The sequence below is a fragment of the Ruminococcus sp. AM42-11 genome, assembly GCF_003480145.1.
GTDB lineage: Bacteria > Bacillota > Clostridia > Lachnospirales > Lachnospiraceae > Blautia_A > Blautia_A faecis.
This window is the reverse complement of sequence record NZ_QUIO01000004.1, coordinates 54886-68150: the sequence shown is the minus strand read 5'-3', so window position 1 is coordinate 68150 and position 13265 is coordinate 54886. Positions and strand designations below refer to the sequence as shown.

The 13265-nt window shown below is 44.0% G+C and carries 15 protein-coding genes; 5 read left to right on the top strand and 10 right to left on the bottom strand.

Features of this window, described 5'->3' with window-relative positions; genetic code table 11:
* Window positions 1–61 precede the first annotated feature (61 nt).
* Together DW904_RS24930 and DW904_RS03915 are read right to left on the bottom strand one after the other, a co-directional pair.
* Entirely contained in the window at window positions 62–385 is a 324-nt protein-coding gene (locus DW904_RS24930; protein WP_347562016.1) for a hypothetical protein, read from the bottom strand.
* Between the two features lie 83 nt (window positions 386–468).
* Window positions 469–1641 (bottom strand): ABC transporter substrate-binding protein, encoded by a 1173-nt coding sequence (locus tag DW904_RS03915; RefSeq protein ID WP_347562015.1) that lies wholly within the window; start codon window positions 1639–1641, stop codon window positions 469–471.
* 98 nt (window positions 1642–1739) lie between these two features.
* On the opposite strand from DW904_RS03915, the gene DW904_RS24925 reads away from it, so the two are divergent.
* The gene (locus tag DW904_RS24925) at window positions 1740–1907 is read left to right on the top strand and encodes a DUF6783 domain-containing protein (protein WP_334284955.1); all 168 of its coding nucleotides are present in this window, start codon (window positions 1740–1742) and stop codon (window positions 1905–1907) included.
* A gap of 318 nt (window positions 1908–2225) precedes the next feature.
* On the opposite strand, the gene DW904_RS03910 is transcribed toward DW904_RS24925, so the two are convergent.
* The 7 genes from DW904_RS03910 to DW904_RS03880 all read right to left on the bottom strand — a co-directional run bounded on the left by DW904_RS03910 (window position 2226) and on the right by DW904_RS03880 (window position 8860).
* The gene (locus DW904_RS03910) at window positions 2226–2987 is read right to left on the bottom strand and encodes an ABC transporter ATP-binding protein (RefSeq protein WP_118578163.1); all 762 of its coding nucleotides are present in this window, start codon (window positions 2985–2987) and stop codon (window positions 2226–2228) included.
* Window positions 2984–3778, bottom strand: a complete 795-nt coding sequence (locus DW904_RS03905) for an ABC transporter ATP-binding protein (protein WP_118578162.1) — start codon at window positions 3776–3778, stop codon at window positions 2984–2986. Before DW904_RS03905 ends, DW904_RS03910 begins: the two co-directional genes overlap by 4 nt.
* A gap of 123 nt (window positions 3779–3901) precedes the next feature.
* A complete protein-coding gene (locus tag DW904_RS03900) occupies window positions 3902–5440 on the bottom strand; it encodes an ABC transporter substrate-binding protein (RefSeq protein ID WP_118578161.1) in 1539 nt (512 codons plus the stop codon).
* Window positions 5441–5586: 146 nt separating this feature from the next.
* Window positions 5587–6576: a nickel transporter permease gene (nikC, locus tag DW904_RS03895; RefSeq protein ID WP_237925490.1), complete on the bottom strand. Its 990-nt coding sequence runs from the start codon at window positions 6574–6576 to the stop codon at window positions 5587–5589.
* Window positions 6573–7517: an ABC transporter permease gene (locus DW904_RS03890; RefSeq protein ID WP_118578160.1), complete on the bottom strand. Its 945-nt coding sequence runs from the start codon at window positions 7515–7517 to the stop codon at window positions 6573–6575. The genes nikC and DW904_RS03890 overlap by 4 nt, the downstream gene beginning before the upstream one ends.
* Before the next feature lie 227 nt (window positions 7518–7744).
* Window positions 7745–8683 (bottom strand): LysR family transcriptional regulator, encoded by a 939-nt coding sequence (locus DW904_RS03885; protein WP_118578159.1) that lies wholly within the window; start codon window positions 8681–8683, stop codon window positions 7745–7747.
* 57 nt (window positions 8684–8740) lie between these two features.
* Window positions 8741–8860 carry a nucleotidyltransferase domain-containing protein gene (locus tag DW904_RS03880; protein WP_118578158.1) on the bottom strand — a complete coding sequence of 40 codons (120 nt, stop codon included), beginning with the start codon at window positions 8858–8860 and terminating at the stop codon, window positions 8741–8743.
* 209 nt (window positions 8861–9069) lie between these two features.
* Here DW904_RS03880 and DW904_RS03875 point away from each other — a divergent pair, with 209 nt between their 5' ends.
* The 4 genes from DW904_RS03875 to DW904_RS03860 all read left to right on the top strand — a co-directional run bounded on the left by DW904_RS03875 (window position 9070) and on the right by DW904_RS03860 (window position 12072).
* On the top strand, window positions 9070–9930 hold the full coding sequence (locus DW904_RS03875; RefSeq protein WP_118578157.1) for a transporter substrate-binding domain-containing protein: 861 nt from the start codon (window positions 9070–9072) through the stop codon (window positions 9928–9930).
* Window positions 9931–10000: 70 nt separating this feature from the next.
* Window positions 10001–10684: an amino acid ABC transporter permease gene (locus DW904_RS03870; RefSeq protein WP_118578156.1), complete on the top strand. Its 684-nt coding sequence runs from the start codon at window positions 10001–10003 to the stop codon at window positions 10682–10684.
* Window positions 10685–10686: 2 nt separating this feature from the next.
* Window positions 10687–11184, top strand: coding sequence for a hypothetical protein (locus tag DW904_RS03865; protein WP_118578155.1), 498 nt, complete (start codon window positions 10687–10689; stop codon window positions 11182–11184).
* A 141-nt stretch (window positions 11185–11325) separates the two neighbouring features.
* Window positions 11326–12072 carry an amino acid ABC transporter ATP-binding protein gene (locus tag DW904_RS03860; RefSeq protein ID WP_118578154.1) on the top strand — a complete coding sequence of 249 codons (747 nt, stop codon included), beginning with the start codon at window positions 11326–11328 and terminating at the stop codon, window positions 12070–12072.
* Between the two features lie 183 nt (window positions 12073–12255).
* Here the strand turns inward: DW904_RS03860 and DW904_RS03855 are convergent, their stop codons facing one another.
* A complete protein-coding gene (locus DW904_RS03855; protein WP_243110296.1) occupies window positions 12256–13155 on the bottom strand; it encodes a methyltransferase domain-containing protein in 900 nt (299 codons plus the stop codon).
* Window positions 13156–13265 lie beyond the last annotated feature (110 nt).

Genomic DNA, 13265 nt, shown 5'->3' with positions numbered 1-13265 from the left:
TTCGTTTTTTCTTACTCTTCATACCTGATACAAGTACAAAAAGCATTCCTTATTGCTTTCTTTATTCCCACTCCCACTGGTCAACATTGTTTACAATAGACCAGCCATGGCCATGAGGATGTAATTTCTGATCTGCCACTTTCAGACCATCACGTACAAAATAAAGATGATCAATATTGCACAGCCAGATCCACGGAATATCCCCTTCCTGTGTAATTCCTGTGGTTCCGTCCCACTGGGCTTTTTTCCAGAGATCGTAGGATTCTTCCAGGTTGCTGCTTGCAAGTGCTTCGTCCATGTATTTGTCAACTGTCTCATTTGCATATGGAGAATATTCCGCACTTCCGGTATCTTTGATGGTGTGATAAATATTGTAAAGCTCCATAGGGCTATGTGCTCCCCATCCCCATATAAGCGGTTCTGACTGTGCCTGATCGTAGGCGGTATCCCAGCCAACACCAGAAGTAGTTACATCAATTCCAGCTCACGCAGCTGATTCGCAGAGTCTTCTGCAAGTGCCTGGCGCACAGAATCTCCATTTGAAAACATAATGGTAAGCTCTGCTTTTTCCCCATCTTTTTCTCTTATTCCGTCATCGCCTTCTATCCAGCCTGCTTCTTCCATCAGAGCCTTCGCTGCATCAAGGTCATACTCTGTAACAGCCTCCTCGTTGTACCATGGCATTTTGTCGCAAACACTATAGGCTACTGTTCCATAACCATTGAGTACATTTTTGATCATCTCTTCCCGGTCAATAGCAAGATTAATTGCACGTCGTACCTTCACATCGGAAGTCAGACTGTTTCCATATGTGATACCGTCTTTTTCTTCTGGTTCTGTACAAGGAAGATTAAAGCCACGGTTATCCACAGTTGCCACACTCAGGAGTTCATACCCGTCAATTTCCTGGTCACTGTAAGAGGCTGCTGTGTGAGCTACATCTACCTGTCCGGACATTGCCGCTGCCATGGCTGCATCTTCTTCCATAAACAGCACCGTCAGTTTTTTGATCTTTGGTTCTTCTCCGTAGTAATCCGGGTTTGCTTCAAAAATAACCTGCTGTCCTTTGTCCCACTGCTTCATAATATAACGTCCGGAACCAATTGGATTCTGTCCATAATTTTCATCATAGGCATGCTCTGGTACGATTCCTACAATTGCCATGGTGTATGGCCAAATGGAATATGGCTCATTCATATGAAACTCTACCGTCGTATCGTCCACTGCAACCGCTTCCTTCAACATGGTAAAATCGTTTACAGAGCTTTCATCACGACAGGTATTAAAGGTAAAAGCAACATCAGAGGCGGTCAATGGCTCTCCATCTGTAAACTTCACATCATCACGGATTTTTACAGTCCAGGTAAGACCATCGTCACTACAGGAATACTCTGTGGCAAGGTCATTTTCAATTCCAAGGTCCTTGGTGGTACGAACCAGGGTACTCTGGATCAATGGCTCATGAACATGCTCTCCGGCTCCCCATCCGTAAGCCGGATCAAAACCGGATTCCGGTTCTGATGTGGTTGGCATTGTAACTACCACAGACTGATCCTCCGCACCCGCATAAACATTCCCGGCTGGTACAGCCAGCAGCATGGCCGCTGTACATAATAAACTGATTACTTTCTTGATTTTCATAGCAGTTCTCCCTCTTGTTTTTATTATCAGCAGAAATATTATTTTCTGAAGATTACTGACTCTTTTTTCTCCATCCCTCATTTCTTCTCAGAGCGTGTCTGAAAAAGGCTTTCTGCAAGATGCACATCACAATTTGTGGAGATTTTTCCCGAATCCGGGTGAAATATACCGCAAAGTGGGGCGTGCAGACTGCGGAATTTTTTTCAAATACGCTCCAGATAAGAAAGGCAGTTATAAGCTTTTGTCCTATAACTGTCTTTCTATAGAAGGTCTGTATTTACATGTAATAATGAGTGGAGGTGTTACATGTAACTATGTATAAAAATTCGCATTTCAGGCGTTTTCTGCCTTGCTGCTGAAACCTATTGTACCAGAATCAACAGGTATCACAAGCTCCCCAGGGGGATATTTACCCATTCCCATTTTGCATATTTTTCTGCTTTTATGGAATATCTTACAAGGAAATTTCAAGAAAAAAAAATCCTGCTTGCAGGATTCTCCGACTGCGGCGGGTTGCCTCGAACGGCAACTCCCCTTTCATCGCAGTGCAATCCTGCCCGGCAGGGCTTTCTTCTGTGCTTATTTTACTCAAATACTGCATCCACCAGCTTCTTTGTATACGCCTCTTTCGGCTCATTGATAATATCATCCGGCTTCCCGCTCTCCACCACTTTTCCGTCATACAGAACCAGCACCTTATCGCAGAAGCTCTGTACAAGTGCAAGATTATGGCAGATAAATATAAAGGATAAGCCATGTGTATCCTTCAGCTCTTCCAGAAGCTCCATGATCTGCTTCTGAATGGTCACATCCAGTGAGCTGGTAGCTTCATCGCAGATCAGCACCTTCGGTTCCACTGCCAGTGCCCTTGCAATTGCAGCTCTCTGGCACTGTCCTCCACTGACCTCATGTGGATATCTTTTAGCCAGTTCTTCTTCAAGTCCGCACTGTTCCAGCAGTTCTTTCACCCTTATTGCGATATCGGCCTTCTTCATGCCGCGATTTCGAAGGCTCTCTCCGATTCCATCCCCCAAAGTTCTTCTCGGGTCAAAGGAACCTGCCGGATTCTGAAAAACCATCTGGATATTTCCATATACGTCCCTCAACTGGCTCTGTTTCAATTTCGTAATGTCTTTTCCCTGGAATTTCAAAGTACCATCTGTAATATCCGTCAGCCTTGTGATCATCTTCGCCAGTGTACTTTTTCCGGAGCCGGATTCGCCAACGATTCCAAGTGTTTCTCCTGCCTGCAAAGAAAAGCTTACGTCATCCACAGCTTTAAAAGGCTCTTTTCCCCTCTGCGCAAATACCTTCGTTAAGTGTTCAGCTTCCAAAAGTGTGTTCATGATCTTTCCTTTCTCTTAAGCCTTGGAACTGCTGCCAGCAGCTTCTTCGTATATGGATCCTGTGGATGGTTCAACACCTTTTTTGCCTCTCCATATTCCACCATTTTTCCATTCTTCAGAACCAGAACGGTATCCGCCATTGCCCGAACTACACCAATATCGTGGGTTACAATTATAATTGCTGTTCCAAACAATTCCCTGAGCTTTAACATTTCTCTTACTACCTGACGCTGAACCGATACATCCAGTGCACTTGTAGGTTCGTCTGCCAAAAGAATCGGTGGATTCATCAGCATGGAAATGGCAATCCCTGCTCTCTGATTCATTCCACCGGATAATTCAAAGGGATAGCTGTCCCACACGCGCTGGCTGTCTTTAAAATTCAGCTTTTCAAACAATTCCATGGCACGATCCTTTGCTTCATTTCTGCTCACTTTCTTATGGGCGCGCATACTCTCATAAATCTGGTCACCAATCGTACGGATAGGGCAAAGAGAGGCTCCTGCATCCTGAAAAATCATGCCGATTCCTGCTCCCCGGATTTTTCTTTTTTCCTTCTCTGAAATATCCAGAATATTCTGTCCCATATAACAGATGTCGCCTCTGGTTACCAGGCCTCCTGAACCAAGAAGTCCCATAGCAGCTTTGATCAGTGTACTTTTACCACTTCCGGATTCTCCTACAAGCCCCAGGATTTCGCCCGGTGTGAGTGAGAAGCTTACATCATGGACTACCGCTTCCCCATCAAAGGATATCTCCACCGAATCATAGGTCAGTATTTTATTCTCCATTGTCGCGCAAACTCCTCCTTGATATCCAAAAAATATTTCTGCCAGCTGCCTGTATTATCCATACATGGCAGCTGGCTCTCATTTACACCATAGGCAGGTCAAACTCACAAAGCGTATTTTTCCTTAGTTAATATCCAGATCTGCTGTCAGCTCATAGTAATCACAAGGATGGGCCACAAGACCGGTTACATTTGACTGCATGATCATGCTCATTTTAAGATGAGAACAGAACACATAAGCGTTGTCGTCCAGAACGGTCTGCTGCATCTGAATTCCCAGTTCGGAACGTTTTTCTACATCAAATTCTTTTCCCATCTCTTTTGCAAGCTCTTCCAGCTTATCACTGTGATAATGTCCATTATTGGAAACAGAGTTATCCAGAGCACAGGTTGTGAAGAAATACTCCGGATCTCCTGTTGGGGCTGTTACCATGGCACTTGCGTATACGTCCCACTGCGCAGGATCTTTGCGGATGGTATTGCTGTCAGATGTGCAGTTAACCTGAACATCCATACCAATCTCTTTCAGAGTTGCCTGGGCTGATTCTGCCAGCAGCGGAAGCTCCTGACGGCTTGGATAGGTAAGCCAGCGGATTACAAGCTTCTCGCCATCCTTTTCACGGATTCCGTCACCATCGGAATCAATCCAGCCTGCATCCTCCAGAACCTTTTTGGCTCCATCCGGATCATAGCTCTCTGTAGTCAGATTCTGTCCGCCAAATGAAAAAGTATCCGGGAATGCACCAACTGCCGGATATCCGTATCCATTCAGAAGTACGGATACGAAGCTCTCTTTGTCAATTCCCATGGCAATTGCCTTGCGGACTGCCGGATCAGAAGTTACCGTACTTTCAAAATTCATCCATGCATAGAATGCGCGGCTTGTTGCAGCACTGGAGAACGTAAAATCATCATTCTCAAATAAAGGATAGCTTGCATATGCCATACCATAGGCAGCATTGATTTCACCTGCCTGAAGTGCAAATGCCAGTGTATCTCCATCGGAAATGGTTCGAACCGTGATTTCATCCACATTTACATCCCCATTCCAGTAGTTTTCATTTTTTACAAGTGTAAGATGATCGTCCGTTACCAGATCTGTAGCCACATAAGGACCCGTGCCGATTACAATTCCATTGTCTGTAATTCCGGCCTGTACATCAATGATACAGCCATAGGGATCACTTAAATAGTTAATCAATGCCGGTTTCGGCTCTGTGGTCTTAATGGTAACCACATTTCCATCTGCCTCAATACTGTCAATGCAAAGGTCCCCCGCTGCTCTTTCATGATTTTCAACCAGAGACTCCAGGCTTTCCTTTACCGCCTGTCCATCACAGACACGCCCATTGGAAAATACAACACCATCGTTCAAAGTAATTTTCCAGGTCAGCTCATCTACATTTTCATATTCTTTGGCAATCCATGGTTCAATTTCCATGGTATCAGAATAGCGGAACAGGGTTTCGCCGACACCATAGCGGATGCAGGCCCAGCCGGCGTAGGTGTTCTGTGGATTGATATCCGCTTCTTCATTCTCCGCATTAAAGGTGGTATCACCAAATACAAATGTTTTCTTATCTTCCGCCATTGCGGGCACTGTAGTTAATCCCATTGTCATACAGACAGCCAGTGCAATTCCAAGAATCTTCTTTGTTTTCATTTACATTCCTCCTCGTGTTTATTCATACTCTTATATTTAACATGCTTTTTTCCAAAGCTTACATATTTCATTTCCGCTTTGACAGCACAAAAGAGTCCAAAATTGTGTTTTGGAAGCCGCGTATTTCAGCCTCTGACTGTCTCGCATCACTTGATCCGGCTATTCTTCGGATCCAGGTAATCCCGGACGGTATCTCCCAGCAGATTAAAAATAACCACCGATATAAAAATCGCAATTCCCGGCGACAGAACCACCCATGGATATGTCTGGATCATACTTCGTCCACCGCTCATCATGCTTCCCCACTCAGCCATTGGAATCTGCGCTCCAAGACCCAGAAAGGAAAGTCCTGCAAGCTCCATCATCATGGTTCCAATATCCAGCATAGCTGTTACCAGAACCGGTCCGATCATATTGGGAAGAACATGTCTAACAAGGATCTGAGCAGAGCTGTCCCCAGCCAATATCGCCGCATGGATGTAAGGTTCCTCTTTCAAAGCCAGTGTCTGACTTCTGGCTATACGTGAATACTTTGGCCAGCTGACCACTGCCAGCGCAATAATAGCATTTTGGATACCTCCCCCAAGAATGGCCGCGATCGCCATTGCAAACACCAGCCCTGGAAATGCCAGACAGACATCAGAAATTCTCATCATAACAGAATCCAGAATTCCGCCATAATAGCCACAGCATAATCCCACAATCGTACCAAAAATGGAAATCACAGCCACCAGTATAAAAGTGGAAAAAATACTGGCTCTTGCTCCGCTGATCACCCGGGACAGCATATCCCTGCCATAAGTATCTGTCCCCATTGGATGCTGAAGACTGGGTGCCTGAAGGGCGCTGGAAAGATCCTGGGCGTAAGGGTCATAAGGACAGAGATGGTCTGAAAAAACTGCCAGGACTACAAGACAGACAGCCAGAACGCTGAAAATTATCAGCTTTTGTTTTATATGGATCTTTCTAATCCTCTGCACACGCACGGTTACGTGCTTTCCATTATCTGTGCTTTGCCCATTTTTCAGCACTACACTTTCTTTTTGACATCTACCTTGTTCTTTCTTACCCATCTTTACCAGTATTTTACTTTCCGTTTTCTTTTCTGGCACTTCGTCCATTTTTTTTACACTCACTGCTTCGCACCTCCCAGACGGATTCTCGGATCAAGGAACCGGTAAGACAGGTCTGTGAGCAGATTCACCAGCACATAAATGATTGCCATCCACATAACATACGCCTGAATAATGGGATAATCGCGCATGGAAATAGCATCTACTGCCATTTTTCCAACACCGTCCCACATGAAGATGGACTCCACAATTGCCGTACCGCCAAGGAGGTTTCCCACTGACAGCATTAACAGGGTAATGACCGTAACCAGGGATGCTTTCATAATACTTTTCCATAAGGTAACAGAAAACTTCACCCCACGGGCACGGGCGCCTGCTACATAATCCTTACTCAGCTCATCTAACACAGTAGCCCTTACCTGCCGCAGATATTTCGCAGACATGGCAATGGCCAGGGTTATGGCCGGCATTGCAACACTTTTCAGACTCACATCCTTGGCAATAACAGGGAAAATCCTGACCCGGATTGCAAGAAAATACATAAGCAAAAGTGATACAAAGAAATTAGGAAGACTGTTTCCTATAAAACTGCAGAAACGAATCAGGTAATCAGCAATTGTATTCTGCTTCACCGCAGACAAAATTCCCAAAGGAATCGAAATAATAATAGTAAGCAGAATGGAAGTAGCCGTAAGAAGCAGGGTTGCCGGCAGTTTTGATATAAAAGTATCAAAGACCGAAAATCCTGATACATAGCTGTTCCCCATATCTCCACAAAGCAGTTTTCTAAGCCATACAAAATACTGGGTTAAAAATGGCTTATCCAGACCCAGCTGTTCTCTTGCCGCATCCAACGTAGCTTCTGATACTACGCCTCCCGTGTTCTCCATTTTCTGTGTTACAACATCACTTCCTGCAATACGCATCATTCCGTATGACAGAAAAGTAATTGCAAACAGAATGGGAATCAGCTGAAGGATACGTTTGATTGCATATTTTTTCATTTAATTGTCTCCATTCCATACTGTACAAGTAGGTTTTTACTCATTCTTTCATCCCTTGGTGTAGTTTAGCAAAATAAAAAACAGCCTACAACCCGCCCGGGGGGTTATAAGCTATTCTTATTTGGAATATATTTTCAATTTTCAGGAATACCTTTTCTCTATTTTCGAAGACCGGCACACATTCCTTTAGCCGATTCTGCTTCGTTTTTCTTTTATCCCTCTCATATTCAGCTGCCATTCTCCAGCTTCAATTTTTCCCTTAAAAATCCCAGCAATTCCTCCATCAGCTCATCCGTCTCGTCATTCTTTCTTCTGATGTATCCGAAAACCACCTTATTGTTTTTGAATTCCAGCGGAATGCCTTTGTTTGCTGCCTTTTTATCATTGGAAAGATAACTGCCGCTGATATTGCAAAGTCCGGTCTCTTTCAACATCTTTTCCATAATGTAGTCGCTGTTTGTAATAACGGAAACATTCAGATTTTCCCAGCTGAACACACTACGTTTTTCTTTCTCTCCCAATTCCAGAAACTCATCACGGAAGTTCTGGATAAATCGGAAGTTCTTCATCGCTTCCATATTTACGGTCTGTGCATTCTCTCTGTCAGCTGCTTCCTGATCCAATATATTCAACTTTCCCGGATAAAATGTCGCCGTACTTTCCTGCATAACGGTAAAAACCAGCTTGTTTTTCGCCAGCTCATACTGGAATTCCTTTTTTTGCTGTTCCATCACGTATACAAAGCCAATATCTGAAAGGTAATCCCGAACACGTTCCATGACCGTGCGTACACCGGCTGTATAGATTTCAAAATGATAATCCTTGTCATAATTTTCCTTATAAAACTCCACAAACTGATTCGTAAACCAGGAACTGGGATTCAATGAAATCCGTAGATATTTTGCCATATTCCCATGGCTCATCTCTTCCAGTATCCGGGAATCATTTATGATCCTGCACGCATATCGGTATGCCTCCCGGCCTTTCGCCGTAAGCGCAATTCCCCTTGGCATACGCTCAAACAATACAATTCCCATTTCCTCCTCCAGCGCTTTGATTGCCTTGCTCACACTGGGCTGGGTTGTATAAAGCAGCTTGGCAGCCTCGCTGATAGAGCCAGTTTCAGCACACACTATAAAATATTTCAGTTGCTTCAGATCTAACATAGCTATTCCCTCTCCGGCGAAAACTTCAGTCTTTTTACATCTGCTTTCGTTCTGTTTTTATGTTTCCTCATCTACATCCAGCGCAAATCTGCAAAAATCCCCTCCACTGACTGCAAGATCAATGTCACTCGTCCTTTTGAAATCTCCACGCGCCCTTGATCCAAAGAGAATTATCAAGCCTCACTCCCACCAGATTTCTTTCTTCCACTTTACCATATCTTCCTATTAAGTCAAGCTGTGTACTTTCAATTTAAGCAGGTTATAGGCATTTCCTATAGCCAGCTATCTTTATTCCATATTAGACAAGACCAGATTTCTATGCTATCATTCAATCCATATTAATCCTAGTTACTAAATAGGAAACAAAATAAGAGGAGGATACAATTATGAAAAAAAGCATCTTGACTTTAGGAATTGCAGCAGTATTAACAGGAGTTCTGGCAACATGCAGTATGGCTTATGCAGCTGATGACGAGCTTGCACAGATTCAGGAATCAGGAAAACTGAAAGTCGGTGTGGAAGGAACCTATCCTCCATACACCTATCATGACGACAACGGAGAGCTTACCGGATTTGACGTGGAGGTAGCAAAGGCAATTGCAGACAAGCTTGGTGTGGAAGCAGATTTCACAGAATCTGACTGGGATTCACTTCTTGCAGGAATCGACAGCGGACGTCTGGACACAGTAATTAATGCAGTAAGTATCACCCCTGAGCGTGAAGAGAAATACGATTTCGCAGGACCATATTTCTACATCACACAGCAGATCGTAGTAGCCAAGGACAATGATGATATCGTAGATATGGCTTCCCTGGATGGCAAAAAAGTAGCAAACACTGCTACAACCGCTTACCTTGATATTCTGGAGGATGCCGGTGCATCTCTGGTTCAGATCAGTACAGCAGACGAAGCGGTTTCCCTGATTGAATCCGGACGTGCCGACTTCACAACCTTTAACTCTGTTGTATTCAATGAATACCTTCAGCAGCACCCGGATGCAAATCTGAAAGTTGCTTTCGTAATCCCGGACGTTGTGGATACCTACGCTGTCCCGATCAAGAAAGGGGAAACAGCTTTATATGATGCAGTTCAGAACGCTATTGACGAACTGAAAGAAGACGGAACTTTAAGCAAGCTTTCTGAGGATTACTTCGGCACAGACTTCACACAGCCACAGGATGAAAATACAGCAAATACAGACACCGCTTCTGAGGATGCAACAACAGAAAGCACTGATGAAAACTAATTACTTTTCCACAGCTGTTGTCCAGAACAACAGACAATCATCCAACAATTGAAAGTAAAAGGAAACAATTATGAGTGAACGTTTAGCAGGGATTCTGGTATCTTCTTTCACCAGGATTCTCATACCCGGAATAAAAGTTACAATCCCCCTTACCTTATTATCCTTTGTTTTTGGCTGCATCATCGCCCTTTTTCTGGCCCTGGTACAGATTGCCAATGTAAAAGGACTGAAGCAGTTCGCAAGATTTTACATATGGGTCTTCCGCGGAACCCCACTTATTGTACAGCTGTTCATCATCTTCTTTGGCCTGCCGTCTGTAGGAATTATCCTGGACGCTTTTCCATCCGCTGTGATCGCCTTTGCCCTGAACCTTGGCGCTTACAACGCTGAGATTTTCCGATCTGCGATCCAGGCGGTACCAGAAGGACAGACAGAAGCTGCTTATATGGTGGGTCTGAGTTACCGCCAGACCATGACCAGGATTGTAATGCCCCAGGCATTCCGAATCGCTTTTCCACCACTGTTTAACTCACTGATCGGACTTACCAAGGACACTTCCCTTGCCTCCAGTATCACAGTTGTGGAGCTGTTCACCACCGCACAGCAGATTGCCGCCAGAACCTACGAGCCCTTCGCCCTGTACTGCGAGGCTGCTGTTATTTACCTTATAATCTGTACCGTCCTTACATGGGTACAAAACTATTTTGAGAAAAAGCTGGTATGGAATGCTCCTACGCCAGTGAAAGGAGAATAATTATGTCTTATATTTCAAAAATCGACCCGGAAACAGCAGGGGAAAAAGAGAAAGAAGTAATCAGAAACCATCTTGCACAGGGCTATAGGCTCACTAATGAAAAGCTTACTCTTCTCCATAATGCAGAAGCCTTCAAAGCCATCGAAGACAGCTCCTACACCCTTGACCGGGAGCTGCAGAGACTGATTGGAAAAAGAGCCGGTGACTTCTTTGAATATGCAATTTCCGAAGAAAATGACTGCCTGGTATGCAGTACTTATTTCAGAAAGCTTCTGAAAGATAATGGTATTGATTTCGACAATTTTCAATTTACAAAGAAGGAAGAATTACTTATTTCTTTTGGCCGCGCTCTTGCAAAAGATCCGAAAAACATTCCGGATGAAATCTATACTGAATTAAAAGAAGAATTCACAGAAGAAGAAATCGTAGTTATCACAGCTATGGGTGTGCTAATGGTTGCCAATAACTACTTTAATGATATTTTAAAGATCGAAGTATAATCAATGTCGCCTTCGGCAGCATCACCATATGTGAACAACTCGTATTTTATATCATTTACTACAGAAGAAAGACTTTTAAGCTTCTTCATAATACCCTGTTATCAATTACCAAATTTCTATATAAGAATGTGAGAAAAAAATATGCTGGAAGTAAAGAATATCCATAAAAAATTCGGGACAAACGAAGTATTAAAAGGTGTTGATTTCAAAGTTGAAAAAGGTTCTGTGATCGCAGTTCTGGGAAACAGCGGTTCTGGAAAGACAACACTTCTCCGCTGTATCAGCTTTCTGGAACAGGCAGATAAAGGAGAAATCACCTTTGATGATTTCCATAAAGATATCACTGCTGTGACCAGGAAAGAAATCCGGCAGTTACGAATGAAAATGGGCTTTGTCTTCCAGGGATACAATCTTTTCCGCAACAAAACAGCACTTGACAATGTACTGGAGGGTCTTACCATTGCCCGTAAGAATTCTCCGGAAGAAGCGAAGAAAAAAGCTATGGAAATGCTGGAAAAAGTAGGCATGGCAGACCGCGCCAACTTCTATCCGGACCAGCTTTCCGGTGGGCAGCAACAGCGTGTAGCTATCGCAAGAGCCATCGCCTACAATCCGGAAGTAGTTCTCTTCGACGAACCAACCTCCGCCCTTGACCCAAGACTTACCGGCGAGGTTCTGGATGTTATGAGAAAGCTTGCCGACGAAGGAACCACCATGGTCGTAGTCACCCACGAAATGGATTTTGCCAGAAAAGTTGCCAACTGGGTAGTCTACATGGAGGACGGTGTTATCGTAGAAGAGGGACCATCCAAAGAGTTCTTCTCACAGCCCAAGAGTGAGAAAACAATGGCATTCCTCCATATGACAAGTTCGGATTATGTGATTTGATAACTTTCTTTTATTTTGATATCCCTTTTTCCAAAAAATGTGCCTGGGAAATAAATTCCGGGCACATTTTTATGTCACCATATATTTTTCAGGCTTGTATAACTATGATACCTGCGGATTGTTTCGTCCGTTGCACTCCCATAACCTACTCAATTCGCATATCGTGAAGCATACGCTCCGCTTTTATGCTTTCTTTGCTGCAATGGCAAACATCGGAGTTGGATTATAAAATTCATCCTTCTCTTTATAAACCCGTCTGCTCAACCCCAGATCAATGGAAATCTGCTCCATTCCTGTTTTTCCAAGCTCTTCCACGTCCCAGGCCGGGCGGAGGTAAGAACTGATGGGCAGCTGACGTTTGATATCTTCGCACTCCTGCATCAGGGAATTTCCAAGCTGGTTGTGGGCGTGATTTTCCGGAAGGCCGGAGGTTTCGGCAAAGTTTGTAGCACCATAGTTGGCATCAAAATTCAGAAGAAGTCCACCTGGTTTTAACACTCTTGTCCACTCCTTATAGGCCTGTGCTGCCTCTGGTAAGGTCCAGGTCAGGTTCCTGGAAATGACTACATCGAAGCTTTCGTCCCGGAAGCTTAAATGCTCTGCATCCATCACCTGGAAATCACAGCTTACCTGCTCTTCTTTAGCAAGAATCCGGGAGTTTGCGATCATGTCCGGAGTAAGATCGGTGCCGGTTACATGGTGCCCCTGTTTTGCAAGAAGGATGGTAAAAAAGCCGGTTCCGCAGCCCACATCTAAGATTCTAAGCTTACCATTATCAGTCTCTTTTTCCTTAATTTCTATGACTGCTTCTTTTCTTTCTTTGCTTTCATCCTCAATTACAGGTTCTGTATTTTTTCCGTTATTCAAATATTTTTTATCGGTAAGTTTCTGAGCTTTTTCTTCAGAACTTAACGCCTTTTGGGGCAGATATTTCTCAATTTCTTCCAGCCATCTACCAGCTAATGGACTATGTAATTCTGCTCTTCTCTGCTCCAGGAAACTGTCGCTTCGCTTTGTCCAGTAAGCTGCAATCTTCTCTTTTCGGTCGTCTTCCTCGTAGCTGATCCGACCGTAAGCTACCATCGGACCATCCTTAATCACCTGTAGGGAACCAGTCTGATACAGGATTACTCCGTCCCCATAGGAGGTACAGGTTTCCAGAATGTTATCCTCATAATCCTTTACATAGCCAA